Origin of the sequence: Myroides sp. NP-2 (assembly GCF_014145665.1) — a bacterium.
GTDB lineage: Bacteria > Bacteroidota > Bacteroidia > Flavobacteriales > Flavobacteriaceae > Flavobacterium.
On sequence record NZ_JACHTD010000011.1, the window covers coordinates 44,447 to 63,128 of the forward strand.

Annotated in this window: 16 protein-coding genes; 11 read left to right on the forward strand and 5 right to left on the reverse strand. The window is 38.2% G+C overall.

Annotated elements, in window-relative coordinates:
* The first annotated feature begins 7 nt into the window (after positions 1-7).
* Entirely contained in the window at positions 8-853 is an 846-nt protein-coding gene (locus tag H4K35_RS11430) for a BadF/BadG/BcrA/BcrD ATPase family protein (RefSeq protein ID WP_182628080.1), read from the forward strand.
* A gap of 4 nt (positions 854-857) precedes the next feature.
* Complete coding sequence (locus H4K35_RS11435; protein WP_182628081.1) at positions 858-1,223, forward strand: methylglyoxal synthase; 366 nt, start codon at positions 858-860, stop codon at positions 1,221-1,223.
* Between the two features lie 85 nt (positions 1,224-1,308).
* Here H4K35_RS11435 and H4K35_RS11440 read toward each other — a convergent pair whose 3' ends face one another.
* Together H4K35_RS11440 and H4K35_RS11445 are read right to left on the reverse strand one after the other, a co-directional pair.
* Positions 1,309-1,695, reverse strand: a complete 387-nt coding sequence (locus H4K35_RS11440; protein WP_182628082.1) for a Rid family detoxifying hydrolase — start codon at positions 1,693-1,695, stop codon at positions 1,309-1,311.
* Between the two features lie 12 nt (positions 1,696-1,707).
* The gene (locus tag H4K35_RS11445) at positions 1,708-4,398 is read right to left on the reverse strand and encodes a putative LPS assembly protein LptD (RefSeq protein ID WP_182628083.1); all 2,691 of its coding nucleotides are present in this window, start codon (positions 4,396-4,398) and stop codon (positions 1,708-1,710) included.
* A gap of 125 nt (positions 4,399-4,523) precedes the next feature.
* On the opposite strand from H4K35_RS11445, the gene H4K35_RS11450 reads away from it, so the two are divergent.
* From H4K35_RS11450 to H4K35_RS11490, 9 genes are all read left to right on the forward strand, one after another.
* Positions 4,524-5,663, forward strand: coding sequence for an N-acetylmuramoyl-L-alanine amidase (locus tag H4K35_RS11450; protein ID WP_182628084.1), 1,140 nt, complete (start codon positions 4,524-4,526; stop codon positions 5,661-5,663).
* A 58-nt stretch (positions 5,664-5,721) separates the two neighbouring features.
* Positions 5,722-6,651 (forward strand): MlaD family protein, encoded by a 930-nt coding sequence (locus H4K35_RS11455; protein ID WP_182628085.1) that lies wholly within the window; start codon positions 5,722-5,724, stop codon positions 6,649-6,651.
* 64 nt (positions 6,652-6,715) lie between these two features.
* Complete coding sequence (locus H4K35_RS11460) at positions 6,716-8,041, forward strand: (Fe-S)-binding protein (RefSeq protein ID WP_182628086.1); 1,326 nt, start codon at positions 6,716-6,718, stop codon at positions 8,039-8,041.
* Between the two features lie 57 nt (positions 8,042-8,098).
* Positions 8,099-8,890 (forward strand): (Fe-S)-binding protein, encoded by a 792-nt coding sequence (locus H4K35_RS11465; protein ID WP_182628087.1) that lies wholly within the window; start codon positions 8,099-8,101, stop codon positions 8,888-8,890.
* 2 nt (positions 8,891-8,892) lie between these two features.
* Entirely contained in the window at positions 8,893-9,378 is a 486-nt protein-coding gene (locus H4K35_RS11470) for an ABC transporter ATPase (protein WP_182628088.1), read from the forward strand.
* 376 nt (positions 9,379-9,754) lie between these two features.
* Positions 9,755-12,649, forward strand: coding sequence for a glycoside hydrolase family 3 N-terminal domain-containing protein (locus tag H4K35_RS11475; RefSeq protein WP_182628089.1), 2,895 nt, complete (start codon positions 9,755-9,757; stop codon positions 12,647-12,649).
* 109 nt (positions 12,650-12,758) lie between these two features.
* The gene (bshA, locus tag H4K35_RS11480) at positions 12,759-13,895 is read left to right on the forward strand and encodes an N-acetyl-alpha-D-glucosaminyl L-malate synthase BshA (RefSeq protein ID WP_182628090.1); all 1,137 of its coding nucleotides are present in this window, start codon (positions 12,759-12,761) and stop codon (positions 13,893-13,895) included.
* 107 nt (positions 13,896-14,002) lie between these two features.
* Positions 14,003-14,869 carry a helix-turn-helix domain-containing protein gene (locus tag H4K35_RS11485; protein WP_182628091.1) on the forward strand — a complete coding sequence of 289 codons (867 nt, stop codon included), beginning with the start codon at positions 14,003-14,005 and terminating at the stop codon, positions 14,867-14,869.
* A gap of 68 nt (positions 14,870-14,937) precedes the next feature.
* A complete protein-coding gene (locus H4K35_RS11490) occupies positions 14,938-15,654 on the forward strand; it encodes an ankyrin repeat domain-containing protein (protein ID WP_182628093.1) in 717 nt (238 codons plus the stop codon).
* A 211-nt stretch (positions 15,655-15,865) separates the two neighbouring features.
* Here the strand turns inward: H4K35_RS11490 and H4K35_RS11495 are convergent, their stop codons facing one another.
* Genes H4K35_RS11495 through H4K35_RS11505 form a run of 3 tightly spaced genes read right to left on the reverse strand, consistent with a single transcriptional unit; the run spans position 15,866 to position 18,570 of the window.
* Positions 15,866-16,210 (reverse strand): DUF2853 family protein, encoded by a 345-nt coding sequence (locus tag H4K35_RS11495; RefSeq protein WP_182628095.1) that lies wholly within the window; start codon positions 16,208-16,210, stop codon positions 15,866-15,868.
* 59 nt (positions 16,211-16,269) lie between these two features.
* Positions 16,270-17,922 carry a 2-succinyl-5-enolpyruvyl-6-hydroxy-3-cyclohexene-1-carboxylic-acid synthase gene (menD, locus tag H4K35_RS11500; RefSeq protein WP_182628097.1) on the reverse strand — a complete coding sequence of 551 codons (1,653 nt, stop codon included), beginning with the start codon at positions 17,920-17,922 and terminating at the stop codon, positions 16,270-16,272.
* Positions 17,923-17,979: 57 nt separating this feature from the next.
* Positions 17,980-18,570: a glutathione peroxidase gene (locus H4K35_RS11505; protein ID WP_182628100.1), complete on the reverse strand. Its 591-nt coding sequence runs from the start codon at positions 18,568-18,570 to the stop codon at positions 17,980-17,982.
* Between the last annotated feature and the right edge of the window lie 112 nt (positions 18,571-18,682).

Genomic DNA, 18,682 nt, shown 5'->3' on the forward strand with positions numbered 1-18,682 from the left:
TATACAAATGAAAATAATCGTCGATAGCGGTTCTACAAAAGCAGATTGGATCTTTTTTGATCAAGATAATAAAGTGATAACTTCGGTGACTAGCCTCGGGCTTAATCCCGAAGTTATTACCTTAGAAGAGTTTTACACTCGCGTAAATACAGTGCCTGACATTGCAAAAAACAAGGACAACGTCGGGCAATTGTTTTTTTATGGATCGGGTTGTGGATCAAATCGAAGTAAAACAACTGTACGCGATTTTTTTGCGTCTTATTTTGTCAATTGTCAAGGCATACACGTACATGAAGATACCTATGCGGCAGTTTATGCTACAGTAGGTCAAACGGAAAAAGGTATTGTATGCATTAATGGAACAGGTTCAAATGTCTCGTATTACGACGGACATACAATCCATCAAAAGGTACAATCCTTGGGATATATGGCCATGGATGATTGCAGCGGAAGTGCGTTTGGACGATTGATGATTAAGGCATTATTCTTAAATTATATGCCAGAGGAATTGGCAAAGAAATTCACGCAAAAGTACGATTTAGATGCCGATGTCGTGAAGTATAATTTCTATAAAAAGGAAAATCCAAATGCGTATTTGGCTTCCTTTTTACCGTTCTTGATTGAACACAAAAACCATCCTTTCTTTCAGCAAATGATTAAAGAACAACTAGTTTTTTTTGTAGAGCACTACATTAAAAGCCATGAGGAAGCGAGTACAGTACCTGTTCATTTTGTGGGGTCAGTAGCCTATTTTTTACAAGATGAGTTTAGAGCGGTACTCTTAGAAAAGGGTATAACGGTTGGGAAAATCATGCAAAAACCGTTGGATGGATTAATTGATTATCACAAATAGAAAAATGGAAATAGCAATAATTGCCCACGATGGTAAAAAGGATGAAATGCTGCTTTTTATTCAAAAGAATAGAGCGGTTTTAACTGGCGAAGGTATAACATTGATTGCTACGGGCACTACAGGTGGAATTGCTCAAAAAGAGGGATTCGAAGTGAGACGTATGCTTTCAGGTCCGCTAGGAGGAGATGCTCAGATCGCAGCACGGGTGGCTGAGGGCAAGACAAATATGGTTTTGTTTTTTAAAGATCCGTTGGGAAAACACGCCCATGAACCAGATATTAATATGCTACTCCGCGTATGCGACGTGCACAATGTGCCTTTAGCAACAAACGAAGCCAGTGCTCAGTTGTTGTTAAATGCTATTGAATAGCAGAAATCAAACCCCTGTGAGCTATAGGGATAGGAGTGCCAAATAAAATACAAGGGGGTCCATTTGGACCCCCTTGTGTTTTTATTTAAAACTTCGTTGCAATCATTGAAATTTCGACGTTTACGTTGCGCGGTAGTTTGACTACCTGAACGCATTCTCTTGCTGGTGCAGTAGCTGCTTGGAAAAAACTGCCATAAACCTCATTTACCTTGGCGAAATCATTCATGTCTGTGAGGAAAATAGTTGATTTTACCACATTCTCAAACGTCATTCCTGCTTCTGATAGAATGGCTTTTAAATTCGCCATCACTTGGTTAGCTTCATCTTCAATACCTGTAGTAACTAAAGTCTCAGTGGCTTGATTAAATGGGATTTGACCCGATATAAAAAGCAAATCACCTACTAGTACTGAATGGTTATAAGGACCAATGGGAGTAGGTGCTTGATTAGAATTGATGATTGTTTTTTTCATGTTGATATAGAATTAAAAATAGCGTTTATCTGGTGCTTTTCGTTTTTCCCACTTAATATCACTTAACATAGACGACTTGATTCCAATAAAGAAGCCCCAACTGGTATAGGTTCCAATAGGTACCCAAGTAAAGTCCATGCGCCAACTCAATAGATCTCGTTCAAAGCGAAGTTGGGTAAAAGTCACTCCTTTCTGTGCAAAATCATATCCCGAAGAAAAACCAACCTTCCAACGAGGAGTAAGCTCGATATTTCCAGACATCATCACGGTATTATTGGTGATTTCATTTTGTCTAGCGGAGTTGTTGTACGTCAAGGAATATGCAAAGGTCAGATCCCAAGGCAATTTAGCATTGTAAAAACCTTCAAATGGACGGTCTTCCTTATTGTCAAACATACTTTGTCTGCTGTCTCCTAAATTTCCTCCTTGACCGAATAAATCATCCCCACGTCCTCCGTTATCTACAGAGTTTTGGTTTGGATTTTCCGTGTTCCCAAATAGAGGATCACTGCTTGACATCGACCAGTTAATTGTGACGTTCGCACTAGTTAAACGGAATAAACTACCACCATTATTGATATTGAACATATCAATACGCTGATTGTTGTTATTTAAAGCATAAGGGTCTAAAGTAGCCCCTACGTTAATTTGCATTTTGTCTTTGAGAATACTGGTTCCTGTAGTAACTCGCATTGGCGCCCATTTCAGTGAATCGGCAGACATATTATAACTAGTAGATAAGTTTAAGTTATTCAATAACATCACTTTTCTAAATCCTTCTTTTTCTTCTTCATCGCGTACTTTGGCCTCAAAGGTATTGCTCACTTGCATGTTTAACATGTTGGAACTCATCTTACCAGGTGCTCCAAATAACCCTCCTTGGAAGCGCGAATAGTCTTGCATGGTTAGCCCTGTTGCATCAATGGCATAAGTGTCGTAATACTTCTCAAAACTCGGCGTATAGGCGTAACCTACGCTTGGACGCATCACGTGGCGAATGGCTTGGATCTTACTGTCTTTGCCAAAGTTAAACGTACCGTAAATCGTCGTTCCAATATTGGTAGATGCATTATACGTATTGTATCGATCAAACCCATTGGTGCGAATATCTTCTACGCGGTTCGTTTCTGGATTGTATTGCTTTTTGATTGTGTTAAATACCCAAACCTCATTATAACTAGCCGCTGCGGTAACAGAAAGGTGTTTAAACAACTTAAAGTTTGTCGTTAATGGAATAGTATGTTGAAAACCTGTGTTTAAGCTGTCAAACATCGCTTGCTTGAAGAAGTTGTCTTCGTGAATATTCACGCTGTTTTCCCCTCTTACGTTATACGAAAGGTTTAAGTTTTTGATTAATCCTTTTTTCGATCCTACTTTTGGAGCAAAAGGGAACATGCGATCTACACTCACCTGTAGGGTTGGTAAACTCATATTGATTCTACCCGTGTTGGTCGATTGAGAATGTGTAGCCGATAAGGACATATTGACTTGAGGCGTACTCTCAAATGTTTTAGAATAACTGATGGATGAGTTCATCGTATTGTTCAACGAAGCTCCAATATTATAGGAGTTATTCGACTGTCTAAAGTACTTACCACTACCCATATTTACGGAAGCAGAGAAACGCGAACCAGGATTTGATTTTGGATCTTGGGAGTGGTTCCACTGAATGTTGTAAATGGTATTCTTTTGATAGTCAGGTAAGCCGCGTTCGCTAAAAATGTTGTTTTCATAGCGAACCAAAACCCGACCATTGTATTTATAGCGCTTGGCGTAGTTGCTATTGGTGCGCAATGCCCAGCTACCATTAGTGTAGTAATCCCCTTGCACGGTTAAATCTGCTTTTTCACTCATGGCAAAGTAGTAGCCCGCGTTTTGTAAATAGTACCCCTGTTGGTTGGTTTCCCCAACACTGGGAATAATAAAACCCGATTCTGCTTTTTCCGACATAGGGAAAAAGGCGAATGGAAGACCTAGCGGTGTTGGAACATCAGCAATTACCATATTGGTAGGGCCTACGACCACTTTTTTATTGGGAACTAATTTTACTTTTTTCGTTTTGAAGTAGTATTCCGGATCATCCAAATCTTTAGCAGTCGTAAAAATTACGTCCTCCATAAAATAAACCGAGTCATTTTCCTTTTTGGTCATGCCTGATTTGATATTGAATTCCCCTTGTGAGGTTCTCGATTGCCACACTAAGGCACGTTGTGATTTAGTGTTGTATACAATGGAGTCAGGTTCAACAATTTGACCACCTTGTTTGAATACAGGTGCTTGACTCAAATTCCCGAGACTGTCTTTGATACGCCCTGCGTAAATTTGATTTTGCTCATAGTTGAAGACAATGATTCCAGCAGTCAATTCAAAATCTTGGTACTTTAACTCTGCTTCGTTATAGAGGGTAATTTGCTTTTTCTTCTGATCAAGCTTGTTGTAGTCCTTTGCTTTGCGAAAAACAATATCTTCTAAATACCCCTTTACAGGAGGTTGAATGCTGTCTTTCAAACGCTGTGCCGGAGGCGTTGTATCTTGAACGGATCCCATAGTATCCGTATCTAAACTATCAAAGAGTTTAGAGTCTTTAGTATTGGCTTTCAGTGAAGTAGTTGTTTTGTTGAACTCTTGAGCTTTCACTCTAGGGAATGAAAACATCCCTAAAACAAACAAAACTATGACGATATTGAAAATATTAGTACGCAAATCTATGAATATGTGCTATTTTTGTAAAATCAAACCCGTTGTTTTTAACGTGTCAAACTTACATATATTTTTTCTGAAAAATGTAATTTAATTTATATTAAACGAATTCTAAACGACTTTTTTTTATGAACAATAGAGTTGCTCAATTGCTGTTAGTTTTTTCTTTCTTGTGCTTTACGGTAGCTACCTTAGGGCAAAGTAAAAAATTTAAAGTAGTCTTGGATCCTGGTCATGGAGGAAAAGATTCGGGGACGAATCACTCTAGGAATGTGGAGAAAGACATCGTATTAGCTGTTGCTTTAGAAACGGGAAAAATTCTCGAAAAACACAAAGATATAGAAGTGATTTACACTCGAGATAAAGATGTTTTTGTCGAAGTAAAACAGCGCTCCGTTATCGCAAACGAAAAAGGAGGTAATGTATTTGTTTCGATCCATTGCAATGGTGTGGATAACAACACTGCGTTTGGGACTGAGACCTATGTGATGGGTTTGAGTAAAAATAAATCCAATTTAGATGTAGCGAAAAAGGAGAACTCCGTTATTATGATGGAGGACGACTATAAAACAAAATACGCAGGTTTTGATCCGAGTGCTCCAGAATCAATTATCGGTTTAACCCTGCTTCAAGAAGATTATATCCACCAGAGTATTGACTTGGCTAGTCGTGTTCAAGATGGATTTACCTATGAATTGAAACGTAAGAATAGGGGAGTTAAACAAGGACCGTTCTGGGTGTTGCACGGTGCTTTTATGCCAAGTATATTAATTGAATTGGGCTTTGTGTCAAACAAGGATGAAGGCGCTTATTTGTCATCGAAACAAGGGCAGAAAGAATTAGCAGAATCAATTGCTAAGGGTATTATTGATTACAAGAATACATATTACGGTAGTGATGCGACAGCCACCTTAATTGAATCACCATCCAAATCAACGACATCAACTACGTCAACATCAAAGGCGACCAAAACAAAAGAAAATACAGAAACTACTGCTTCCTCAACGACAGCCAAAGGCGTGATTTTTAAAGTGCAAATTGCTGCAAGCTCCCGCGTTTTAGAACTGAAACCTAAAAATTTCAAAGGGCTTTCGAATGTCACAATGGAAAAAGGAACAACTGTACATAAGTATTTTTACGCTCAAACTTCCGATTACAATCAAGCTAAAAAACACTTAGAAGAAGCTAAGGCAAAAGGACATAGCTCCTCATTTATTGTGGCGTATAAGGACGGGAAGAGTATATCTGTAGAAGAGGCATTGAAATAAACACTGCTTTTTAAAAAATAAAAGTTTATTTTTGCGTGTTATATAAAAATATAGAGTTTTGAAAATATCTAGAGAAATTAAAACAGCTATTTTAGTATTAGGAGCAATTGCTTTATTTATTTGGGGATATTCTTTTTTAGATGGAAGAAATATTTTTGATAATAGTACTAAGTATTATGTTGAATATGATAATGTTGAAGGACTAACTACCTCTTCCAACGTAACGATCAATGGTTTGGTCGTAGGGAAGGTCTCTCGTATCAATATTAATGCCCAAACAGGGAAGCTTGTAGTGGAATTAATGATGTCTCATCCCATTGAAATTTCAAAGTCAAGTGTAGCAACGATTTATTCGCCAGGATTACTCGGTGGAAAAGGGATTTCAATTGATCCAAAATTTGGAGATACGGATTATGCCCAAACAGGACAATATTTAAAAGGAGCCGTACAGTTCGATATTACAGAAAAATTAGTGGGTGAGTTAGAGCCATTAAAAGCAAAAGTAGAGGAAGTACTGTCTAATGCAAATGCGATGTTGCTCGCTGTAAACGGAGTCCTAGATGAGCAGATGCAAGCTGATTTAAAAGCTAGTGTTTCAGAATTGAACGGAACCTTAGCCGGTGCAAATAGATTGATGCGCGGTATTGAGCCTCAATTAAATGGTACAATGACAAACTTAAATGTCATGAGCAAGAATTTTGTGGGGCTATCACAAGAATTAAGCGAGTTGGATATTAACGGAACATTTGCTAACTTACAAAGTGCTTCAGCTAATATCGACAAACTCTTAGCTGATATTGAGAATGGCAATGGTTCAGTTGGCAAGCTTTTAAAAGACGAAGAATTATATAAAAACCTAACGGGAGCATCAAAAGAACTAGAGGAGTTGATGCGCGATTTGAAAGAAAATCCAAAGCGTTATGTTCACTTTTCATTATTTGGTAAAAAGGCGACACCTTACCAAGAAAAAGAGGACAACAATAATTAATCGAAATTTAGAACCAATCTAACCAAAAAAACTAACAACTTTACAGAAACAATTTATTACAACTATGCAGTATTTAGGCCAAGCATTATTTTTAATATTACTGATCGCTGGATTTGGCTTCTTTATTCGAAATGTAAAGAAATTAATTCGCAACATTAAGTTAGGGCGAGACCTTGACCGTACCGATAGACCTAAAGAAAGATGGCGCAATATGATTCGCGTGGCATTGGGGCAATCCAAAATGGTAAAACGTCCTATTCCTGCGATATTGCACATTTTTGTGTACGTAGGATTCGTCATCATCAACATCGAGATGCTCGAGATTATTGTGGATGGATTATTTGGTACACATCGTGCTTTTAGTTTCTTAGGTGCTGCTTATGACGTACTTATCGGATGTTTTGAAGTACTAGCATTCTTAGTTATTTTTGGAGTTGCAGTATTTTGGATTAGAAGAAATATTCTCAAATTAAAGCGTTTGAACCAACCGGAATTAGAAGGATGGGCAAAACGAGATGCCAATAATATTATCTATATTGAATCCATCCTTATGGTGTTCTTTTTGGTAATGAATGCAGCAGATTACTATCTTCAGTTAAATAATTATCCGCATTATATCGAAGCTGGATCATTCCCTATCTCGGGATTGATTACACCGTTATTCAGTGGCATGGACCTAGCAACAGTAGCGTTTATTGAGCGCTTTTGCTGGTGGGCTCACATTGTAGGAGTTATGTTCTTTATGAACTACTTGTATTACTCTAAACACTTACACATTTTCTTAGCTTTCCCTAATACATACTATGCGAATTTAGAGCCGCAAGGAGAGTTTGACAACTTAGAGTCAGTTAAGAATGAAGTAGCGTTGATGATGGATCCAAACGCAGATCCTTTCGCAGCACCTGCAGAAGTAGTAGGAGAACCTGAGAAATTCGGTGCACAAGATGTGATGGATTTGAATTGGGTGCAACTCATGAACGCCTATTCTTGTACAGAATGTGGTCGTTGTACTTCTTCTTGTCCTCAAAATACAACTGGAAAAAAATTATCTCCTCGTAAGATCATGATGTCAACACGTGATCGTTTGGAAGATGTAAGTAAAATATTGGATGCAAACAACGGTAAGTTTGTAGATGATGGTAAAACACTGTTAAACGATTATATTACGCCTGAAGAATTATGGGCGTGTAATACGTGTAACGCATGTGTAGAAGAATGTCCGATTGATATCAGTCCGTTGTCTATTATTATGGATATGCGAAGATTCTTGGTAATGGAGCAAAGTGCTGCACCTACTGAATTAAACAATATGATGCAGAATATCGAAAACAACGGTGCGCCATGGCAGTACAACCAGATGGATCGCTTGAACTGGAAGGACGAAAACTAAGTAACTAACAAAATAAATTGACAACAGCTGTTGATTTTAAATAGACACCAATAAATTATGTCAGAAAATTTAGTAGTGCCTACAATGGCCGAAATGATGGCAAAAGGAGAACAACCGGAGGTTTTATTTTGGGTTGGTTGTTCAGGTAGTTTTGACGATAGAGCAAAAAAAATAACAAAAGCATTTGTAAAATTGTTGAATAAAGCCAATGTGCCTTTTGCGGTACTCGGTACAGAAGAAGGATGTACGGGTGATCCAGCAAAACGCGCAGGAAATGAATTCGCATTTCAAATGCAAGCCATGATGAATATTCAAGTATTAGATGGTTATGAGGTGAAGAAAATTGTAACGGCTTGTCCTCACTGTTTTAATACGTTGAAAAATGAATACCCTGGTTTAGGCGGTAAATATGAAGTGGTCCACCACACTCAATTTTTAAAATCCCTTTTAGACGAAGGACGATTAACAATTGAAGGGGGAAGTTTTAAAGGAAAGCGCATTACGTTTCACGACCCTTGCTATCTAGGGCGTGCAAATAACGTGTTTGAAGCTCCTCGTCAATTAATCGAGAAATTAGATGCTGAATTAGTTGAAATGAAGCGTTCTAAGTTAAATGGTTTCTGCTGTGGAGCAGGTGGAGCACAATTGTTCAAAGAACCAGAAAACGGAACGAAAGAAGTTCACGTAGAGCGAACAGAAGAAGCCCTTGGAACGAATGCTGAAATTATCGCTGCAGGATGTCCATTCTGTAATACCATGCTTACCGATGGGGTAAAATTTAAAGAAAAAGAAGGTGAAGTTAAAGTGCTTGACGTTGCCGAATTAATTGCAAACGCAGAAGATTTATAACTATGTTTAAGCCATTTGAAGAAATGCCTGATCATTCAAGAGTTTGGATTTATCAGTCAAATAGAAAGTTTTCCGATGAAGAGGTGCGAGAAATAGACGAAGTATTAAGTCGTTTTACTGCCGAGTGGGTTGCCCATGCTACCCCCTTAACTGCTTCATATGAGATTAAATACAACCGATTTATCATCCTAGCTGTGGATCAAGAAATCCACCCTGCTTCTGGATGCTCTATTGATGCATCGGTACGCGTTATTCAAGAGATAGAACAAAAATATGGCGTTGATTTACTAGATAAGATGAACGTAACATATAAAACAGGTGAGTTTATCGCTTTTAAAACCGTTGTCGAATTTAAACAAATGGTGAAAACAAAAGCAGTTTCTGCTAGTACTATTGTGTTTAATAATTTAGTAAACGATTTAGGCGAATATAGAGAATACTGGGAAGTCCCAGCTGAAGAAAGTTGGCACAGCCGCTTTTTTAAATAGTGATACAACCTACAAGGTAGATATATCCAAAAAAATCATCGTCAAGTATTGACGATGATTTTTTTTTGCTTGCTTTTTATGCTAGATCCTTTTATTTTGCGAAGTAGTGCGGAAAACTTTGCAAGAATATAAAAATCGACTGACAGTAAGGGAGTTGTGTTGAATGTTGGGACAAATTGTGTGAAAATATTCACAGTAATATTGTTTTTTTTACTGAATTAGTGTACTTTTTTTTATAAAATTCTAGAAATATTACAACGTAAACTTAACTAACCTTCTTTTTTAAATAAAGTAGATTTGTTAAGTTTGCAAGAGGTACAACATCGTCTTGGTATTTCTGCAGAGGATCCTATATTTAAAAAAGCTAAAAAAATCTATGAAAAAAGTACTTCTAACAGCATTATTACTGCCTTTATTGTCGATAGGACAAACAAAAAACAAGTTTTATTCTCCAGAAACGCTACAGCAGCAATGGGTAGATAGCGTATACAATTCGATGTCGTTGGATCAGCGAATAGGACAATTGTTTATGGTTGCGGCCTATTCAAATAAAGATGAAAAACACGTGCAGGAACTTGAAAGTTTAGTCCAAAAAAATGAGGTTGGCGGATTGATTTTCTTTCAAGGTGGTCCCCAAAGACAAGCGGCAATTGCCAATCGCTTACAAAGACAGAGTAAATTGCCTATGTTAGTGGGAATTGACGGAGAATGGGGATTGCGTATGCGCTTGGATTCGACCTACCGATTTCCGTATAATATGACCCTTGGTGCAGTTCAAAATCTCGATTTGATTGAGGCCGTTGGACAAGCGATGGCTAAGCAATCCAAGCGTTTGGGTATTCAATTTAATTTTGGCCCTGTTGTGGATATCAATATAAATCCTGAAAATCCGATTATCGGCGTGCGTGCCTACGGTGAAACACGCGAAATTGTAACTGATCGCGCCTTGGCTTTCACCCGTGGCTACCAAAGTGAAGGACTTTTTGCTACTGGGAAGCACTTTCCTGGGCATGGTGATACCTCCACGGATTCTCATCACAAATTGCCCCTTATTGATTTAGATAAAGACCGTTTACACCGCGTTGAGTTGTATCCGTATAAAAAGCTGATTAATGAAGGCTTGTCTAGTGTGATGGTGGCACATTTAAATTTGCCGGCTTATGAGCCTAATGATGCCATTCCTAGCTCTTTGTCTTATAATGTAGTAACAAAGTTGTTGCGTGAAGAATTGGGCTTTGAAGGGTTGATCTTTACCGATGCACTAAACATGAAAGGAGTTTCCTCTTATTTGGCTCCTGGTGAAGTTGATTTAGCTGCATTTCAAGCAGGAAATGATTTATTGTTGTTTTCTGAAGATGTAGCCAAAGCAGCAAGTAAGTTAAGAGAAGCCTATGAAAAAGGAGATATTACCGAAAGTCGATTGGCTTATTCAGTAAAGAAAATACTAGACTACAAATACAAAGCAGGGTTGAATAAGCCTTTGCAAATTGATCGCAACAATCTTGTAGAGGATTTGAATGCTTCAACTTATGATGACTTAAATACAAAACTATACAATGAAGCTATTACGTTAGTAAAGAATCACAATAAGCTTGTTCCAATTCGCAAATTAGACCAGGAAAAGATCGCTTATGTGCAACTTGGTGATGACGATGGAACACCATTCTTGGAAATGATGCGAAATTTTGCCCAAGTAGATGTGGTAAAACCGTCAGATTTGGCGCGTTTATCAGCGTATTCCTTAGTAGTTGTTGGCTACCACAAAGTAGATAATCCATGGAGAAATCAAAACTTTTCGGCAGATGAAAAACGTATAGTGGGGGAAATTGCCAAGGCTAATCGCACGCTTTTAGTTTCCTTTGCTAAACCCTATGCCTTAACGGGTATTGAAGCAGAGATTCGCGATCTAGAAGGATTGGTTGTCGGCTATCAAAACAATGTGTTTGCAGAGCAAGCAGCCGCACAGGTTATTTTTGGCGCTTTAGGTGCAAAAGGTGAATTGCCCGTTACCATTACAGACAAATATGACGTGGGTACGGGAATCAAAACTAAACCTCTTCACCGTTTGGGGTTCTCAACACCTGCAAATGAAGGATTAAATCCCTTAGTCTTAAAAAAAATTGACAGTATTGCTCAATATGCCGTTGATAATCAATTGACACCGGGGGCACAAATTTTGGTTGCGCGTCACGGCAAAGTGGTGTACAACAAATCCTTTGGCTACCATACTTATCAAGCAAATGAGCCAGTGAAAAATACAGATTTATACGACTTAGCTTCGTTGACAAAAATTCTGTCAACCCTGCCGATGGTAATGAAAATGTATAACGAACAAAAAATCACCCTACAAAGTAAACTGGGTGACTTAGTGCCTGCATTCAAACATTCGGATAAAGCGAATATTACCTTGAAAGATGTATTGACACATCAGTCTGGCTTAGCTGCGTGGATTCCCTTTTACAAAAGTACGCTCGACAGTACTTCTCATCCGGCGGATAATTTATATCGTTTACAATATTCCACAGCGTTTCCCACACAAGTAAGCGAAAATTTGTTTTTGAAGAAGGATTATACGCAAGTGATGTTAGCGGAAATCGCCAACAGTAAATTGGCGAGCAAGCCTGATTACAAATACAGCGATTTGGGATTTATTTCGATCAAAGAGTACATAGAGAGACTGTACCATGGTACGTTGGATCAATTGGTAGAAGACAAATTTTATCGCTCTATTGGGGCTACGCGATTGACATACTTGCCGTTGCGTAAATTTAATGCTAAGGAAATTCCACCAACGGAAGTCGATACTTATTATCGCTATACAGCTGTTCATGGATATGTACACGATATGGGAGCTGCCATGCAAGGAGGAGTTTCCGGACATGCCGGTCTTTTTGGTACGGCTTTAGACGTAGCGAAAATGATGCAATTGTACTTAAACGAAGGCGAATATGGAGGAGAACACTTCTTTTCCAAAGCAACTTTTGAAGTCTTCAATGCATGCGTATATTGTGCAAAAGGCAATAGAAGAGGGATTGGATTTGACAAACCACAATTGGCAGGAAAGCCAGGTCCCACTTGTGGATGTGCGTCTGTAACCAGCTTTGGTCATACGGGATTCACTGGTACCATGACGTGGGCAGATCCTGAAAATGAACTGATCTATGTGTTTTTATCCAATCGAACTTATCCCGATTCTAATGTAAATAAACTGTCCAAAGAAAATATTCGAGAAAATATACAACAGCTTATATACGAGTCAATTATAGATTAATAGTTGCATGATGTGATGTTAAATTATTTGTATTGTATAAAATCTACAGGAAAAGTTTATATTGTGTATAAATAATTCGAAGTATCTTTAAGCACCAAATAATTCACATATGAAAATCGCAATCGTATGCTACCCAACTTTCGGAGGAAGTGGTGTTGTAGCTACAGAGCTAGGTTTGGAACTAGCAAAAAGAGATCATGAAGTACATTTTATCACCTATAGTCAACCCGTTCGTTTAGCCTTATTAAATCCTAAGATTTACTATCACGAAGTAAATGTACCTGAATATCCTTTATTTCACTATCAGCCATATGAATTGGCGTTGTCTAGTAAATTAGTGGATATTGTTAAACTATTTAATATTGACGTTTTACACGTTCATTATGCTATTCCTCATGCCTACGCAGGCTATATGGCTAAACAAATGCTGAAAGAGGAGGGAATTGACTTGCCGATGATTACAACGCTACACGGTACTGATATTACCTTAGTAGGGAATCATCCCAACTATAAAACAGCTGTTTCTTTTAGTATTAACCATTCTGATTTTGTAACCTCAGTATCAGAATCGCTGAAACAATCGACTTATGAGCTGTTTCAAAGTAAGAAGGAAATCTGCGTTATCCCAAATTTTATTGAAGTAAAAGAAGTAGATTGTGCCGAAACACCGTGTAAACGCAGTGCTATGGCAGAAAAAGGAGAATTCATTATTACGCATATTAGCAATTTTAGAAAGGTAAAGCGCATTGGTGATGTAGTTAAAATTTTCTATGGCATTCAACAAGCAGTACCAGCCAAATTAATGCTAGTAGGAGACGGACCTGAAAAGGAAAAAGCAGAGCGTTTAGCCATGGAATTGGGAATATACGATAAGATTATCTTCTTTGGAAATAGCAATGAAGTCAATCAAATTTTAGGATATTCTGATTTGTTTTTACTGCCTTCAGAGACGGAGAGTTTCGGATTAGCAGCATTAGAGGCAATGGCTGTGGGAGTTCCAGTGATCTCAAGTAATACAGGTGGTTTGCCTGAAGTAAATGAGCACGGAGTTTCTGGTTATCTAAGCGATGTCAAAGATGTAGATGACATGGTTAAAAATGCTTTAGCCATCTTAGAAGACGAAGATACCCTTTGCCGCTTTAAAGAGGGAGCTCGCACAACGGCAAAGCGCTTTCAGATTAGTGAAATCCTACCGATGTATGAAGAGCTGTACGACAAAGCTGTGGCTTTAAAAAAGGAAAAATAAACCCGGTTACTGTAGTGTAACCTACACAAAACTCGCTTCAATTTCGAAGCGAGTTTTTTTTTGATTATCTTGTTGAAACAAAAAAGGAGAAGCAAAAAGGAGGTCAGATGAAAAGTACAAAGAACATAGAAACGTGGAGTCGCGCTAAGATAATAGGAGAGGAACCTTGGGATATTACGCTCTTTGAGCACGCAGACAAGGGAAGAAATGATCTTCAAGCACCACACAAACACGATTTTTATCTTATTCTCTTTGTAGAACAAGGCGATGGTATTCATGAAATTGACTTCACCCGATTAGGCGTTCATTCCCATCAGATTCATTTTTTACGTCCACAACAAGTGCACTATTGGAAATTGGAGCCTGGCACTAAGGGGTATCAATTGATGTTCTCTCCTAGCGCCTTGCACCTGCTTACGCAGTTGAGTGCACTGCCTTTTTTTCAAATTGACGTACCGCCTGTATTGTCTTTATCGCCTGATGAATACGAAGATATCCATCAAGCGTTGGTTAAATTACATCAATTATTGCCCCAAGGAGATACTCTTGGACAAGAAATTAGCGTGTTGCAATTCTTTTTAGTGCTAAAAAAAATACAGCGCTATTACAACAAAGTACACGGGGTTGAAACAGGAGGGACCGATCGAAAGATACAGGAATTTAAGTCCTTGTTAGAAACCCATTTTAAGGAGCAAAATCAAGTGTCGTTTTACGCAGATAAACTACATATAACGCCCAATTACCTCAATATACGGTCGAAAAAAGTAGTGGGAATAACCGCAAGTCACGTTATACAGCAACGCATTATACTAGAAGCAGAACGCTTGTTGATTACGACTGACTTGTCCATCAAAGAGATCGCTTTTGAACTGGGCTTTCACGATACGGGTTATTTTAACCATTACTTTAAAAAATGGAGGAAGAAAACACCTGGGCAATTTAGAGATAGTTATAATATGTACAAGAAAGAATAGTAAAAACACAACGGCTGTTTTTGGTGATAGCCTATATTTGTAGCTAGTAATTTTAATCTATATGCTTTATGATCAGAAAGGTAACTTATATTTTGCTGTTTATTTTTTCCGTAGGATTGTCTACGAGTTTGGCAGCGAGTTGTTCGAATAATAACAATAACGATTTAAAAAATACCACTACAGTTATGGAAAGCGATTTATTTCAAGCGGTTTCGTCTAATAATTTAAAACGAGTGCAAGAAATTGTAGCAGCTTCACCGATTAACCTCGAAGTGAAGAACAGCAAAGGAGAAACCCCTTTGATGGTAGCTACATATAAGCAATACAATGCTATTGCGTTTTACTTGATAGAGCAAGGAGCAAATGTCAATACCCAAGACGAAAGGCTCAATAGTCCCTTTTTATACGCTGGAGCAGAAGGCAATTTAGCTTTAGTAAAAAAAGCGTTGGCTCATGGTGCGGATTTCACAGTTTTCAACCGATACCACGGAACAGCATTAATTCCCGCAGCAGAAAAAGGCCATTTAGCGGTTGTGCAATTGTTAGTTCAAACGCCATACTTCCCTATTGATCACGTGAATCGCTTAGGATGGACAGCGTTAATGGAGGCAATTGTACTGAGTGATGGCGGTGACGTACACACCGCTATTGTTGAAGCATTGATTAAAGGGGGAGTGGATGTAAATATTCCCGATCACGACGGTAAAACGCCACTGTATCACGCAAAGTCAAGAAAATTCACCGACATAATTAACTTGTTAGAAGCAGCCGGTGCACATCTATAGTAGGAAGAAAGGTTAAAGAGAAAAGAAGTATAAAATTGAACCACAGCAACGACGGCTAGTTTGCTCTTTGAAGAGGAAGGTTGGACCTAAAGAAAAAGTCGATCATCCCGAGGAGTTTACTGCTTTAACTGATGCGTTTGCGTTGTTGATAAGGTACAGAAACAAAAAAGAGCAAGGAATACTTGCTCTTTTTCTATTTTCGTCTGTTTTTTTATTTTAAATATACCGATTCTTTTTTGAAGTGAACCGTCAATAGATAATATAAAACTACTCTGTATTTGTGCTTATTGGAAGCGCCATACTGCTCGATTACTTTGTTTAAGCCTTCATCTAATTTAGCGTCGTCTTTTAATCCTAATTTTTTAATTAAGAAATTATTGCGAACCGTTGCCATTTCTGAAGCAGATGAACTCGCTACTGTGGATGAATCTTGATTGTAAATCGATGGTCCACAACCAATGGTTACTTTTTCTAATAGTTCCATGTTGGGTTTAACGCCACACTTATCCTTTAAATCGGCAGCGTACTTTTCAATTAATTCAGCTCTTTTACTCATAATTTTATTTATTTGTTGCTACAAGTTACTAAAAATAAAAGAGATAGTGATAGAAAAGATCACAAATTGCGATAATAATTTTTAAATACTTCGTCATTTAAAAAAGTAGGGGTTTGCACCTCTAATATTGCAGGGCGATCGGAGTGTTTAAAAAAGGCAGTTGCGGCTTTTTTCAGCGTTTCCATATCAGCTGCTTGAACATAGTCAAAGCCATACATGTCGGCTAAATGTGTTGCTTTATGTTGGTGGTTGGTTTCGAAATAGGTGTTGAATACTTCGTTTTCTTGGTGCCCAGGAAGGGTTCTGAAGATACCGCCCCCACCGTTGTTGATTAGGATGATTTTAAAGTTTTTGGGAATGTAGTTATTCCACAGGGCATTGCTATCGTAAAAGAAGCTAATATCACCTGTTAGGAGCACGGTTGGTTTTCCGGAAGCAATGGCAGCACCAATTGCTGTAGAAGTACAACCATCAATACCGCTTGTACCGCGGTTGCAAAATACTTCAATAGTCGGATCAAGCGCAATGAGCTGTACATAGCGAATCACGGCACTGTTGCTTACCTGCAATTGACTGTTGGCAGGTAAATGACGAACCAAGAAATCAATGGCTGTAAAATCGGAAAAAATAGATTCTTCAAGTAGTTGATGGTGTTTGGTATCACGTTTGCGCATCAGTTCTTTTGCCCAGTTGTTATACGGGGAGTCAACAGGTTGTACACGAGCCGTTAGCTGGTCTAAAAACGATTGAGGATCTGTGTAAATGCGATCGCTTAGACAATCGTAGGTATCATAGTGGCGCAGGGTATCAATATGCCAATGCTGTTCTGGGCGATATTGTCGCAAGAATTGCTTGATTTTTTTACTCACTACCATACCGCCAAATGTTAGTAAAATCGTTGGTTGAAGGCTGTGTAAATCAGCCTCACTCATCGGAATAACAAAGCGGTCAATGGCGTTAATTACGCTGGGATCGTTGATGTTGCTCAGTGTTTCTGCTAAAAATAGTACAGAACCATCTGCAGCGAGTCGAGTGATGACTTCGCTACTAATTGTATCGGGAGCACAACTCCCCACAAGAATTAACTTTTTAGGTGCTTTTTCCCAGGCTTGGGTATACTTTGTATAATCCACCGGTGCTAAAGAAGGAACACTTGGTTTTACTAGCGTAGGATGAACTGTTAATTCGGTTGTCGTTTGATATAGGGGTTCTTCAAAAGGCGCATTTATGTGTACAGGACCTCTTTGAGTCAGAGCCATGTGAATCGCTTCTTGAATCATTTGGTCATTGGCTGTACTAGCTTCTTCTGTTAAATTAGCACTGTATAGGATGTGATTGTGATATACATTTTGTTGTCGGATGGTCTGTCCATCTCCAATGTCAATTTTGTGCAGAGGACGATCTGCAGATAGTACAATCAATGGTGTTTGGCTGTAAAAAGCCTCAGCAACGGCGGGGTAATAATTTAAAAGAGCCGAACCTGAAGTACAAACAAGAATAGCCGGGCTGTTCGTTTGCTGTGCAAGTCCCATTCCAAAAAAGGCCGCACATCGTTCATCAGCAAGGCTATAACAGGTAAAAAAAGGATCGTTGGTAAAACCAATCGTCAAAGGTGCATTACGTGATCCTGGTGATATAACAACCCTAGTTAGATTTTTTGCTTTACAAAGCGCAATAATGCTTTGGGCTAACTGTATTGAAGGATAAACCATAGTAATTTCAAAAAGATAAAATTACGAATAAAATTACTATGGCGTCCGTATTCTACCTTATTTCTTTTTAATCCACTCCTTGATTTCAGTGTCGTTTGGAAGTATTCTTGGATTGATTACTTTGACTACATGACCCTCTTCATCGATTAAGTATTTCTGGAAATTCCATTCTACCGTACTATCGGCATAACCATTCAGACTCTTTTGCGTTAAGAATTGATAAATAGGAGCCATGTCATCTCCTTTTACAGATATTTTTTCCATCATAGGAAAGGTAACACCGAAGTTAGCTTTACAAAAAGTAGCAATTTCAGCATTGGTTCCCGGTTCTTGATTGCCGAAATTATTTGCAGGAAAACCGATGATCACAAAATCATCCCCGCCAAACTCTTCGTATAATTTCTGTAATTGTTCGTACTGAGGCGTTAGCCCACATTCTGATGCCGTATTGACAATCATTATTTTTTTTCCTTTTAAGGATGCAAAGTCAAAATCACTGCCATACAAATCTTTTACCTTAAACTGATAAATTGTTTGTTGGTTTTTTGAAGTTTCTTTCATGGTTGATGTTTGTTTTACGTATTCGTTCGCGTTTACAATTGATGGGCTTACTGCTAATAAAGCTAATGCCAAAACATAATTTCTCATTCGATAATTTGCTGGAAGGATTTACTTGGACGTAAATCCATAGTTTTTTTGATGTATTAAAATTACGAATTGATTTTACAATTACTAAGGATTTAACGTTTTTAAAAATTCA

Coding starts and splice junctions, on each gene's coding strand:
- H4K35_RS11465 (WP_182628087.1), top strand. CDS start 8,099: ATGTCAGAAAATTTAGTAGTGCCTACAATGGCCGAAATGATGGCAAAA.
- H4K35_RS11430 (WP_182628080.1), top strand. CDS start 8: ATGAAAATAATCGTCGATAGCGGTTCTACAAAAGCAGATTGGATCTTT.
- H4K35_RS11460 (WP_182628086.1), top strand. CDS start 6,716: ATGCAGTATTTAGGCCAAGCATTATTTTTAATATTACTGATCGCTGGA.
- H4K35_RS11450 (WP_182628084.1), top strand. CDS start 4,524: ATGAACAATAGAGTTGCTCAATTGCTGTTAGTTTTTTCTTTCTTGTGC.
- H4K35_RS11485 (WP_182628091.1), top strand. CDS start 14,003: ATGAAAAGTACAAAGAACATAGAAACGTGGAGTCGCGCTAAGATAATA.
- H4K35_RS11435 (WP_182628081.1), top strand. CDS start 858: ATGGAAATAGCAATAATTGCCCACGATGGTAAAAAGGATGAAATGCTG.
- bshA (WP_182628090.1), top strand. CDS start 12,759: ATGAAAATCGCAATCGTATGCTACCCAACTTTCGGAGGAAGTGGTGTT.
- menD (WP_182628097.1), bottom strand. CDS start 17,922: ATGGTTTATCCTTCAATACAGTTAGCCCAAAGCATTATTGCGCTTTGT.
- H4K35_RS11475 (WP_182628089.1), top strand. CDS start 9,755: ATGAAAAAAGTACTTCTAACAGCATTATTACTGCCTTTATTGTCGATA.
- H4K35_RS11490 (WP_182628093.1), top strand. CDS start 14,938: ATGATCAGAAAGGTAACTTATATTTTGCTGTTTATTTTTTCCGTAGGA.
- H4K35_RS11505 (WP_182628100.1), bottom strand. CDS start 18,570: ATGAGAAATTATGTTTTGGCATTAGCTTTATTAGCAGTAAGCCCATCA.
- H4K35_RS11470 (WP_182628088.1), top strand. CDS start 8,893: ATGTTTAAGCCATTTGAAGAAATGCCTGATCATTCAAGAGTTTGGATT.
- H4K35_RS11440 (WP_182628082.1), bottom strand. CDS start 1,695: ATGAAAAAAACAATCATCAATTCTAATCAAGCACCTACTCCCATTGGT.
- H4K35_RS11495 (WP_182628095.1), bottom strand. CDS start 16,210: ATGAGTAAAAGAGCTGAATTAATTGAAAAGTACGCTGCCGATTTAAAG.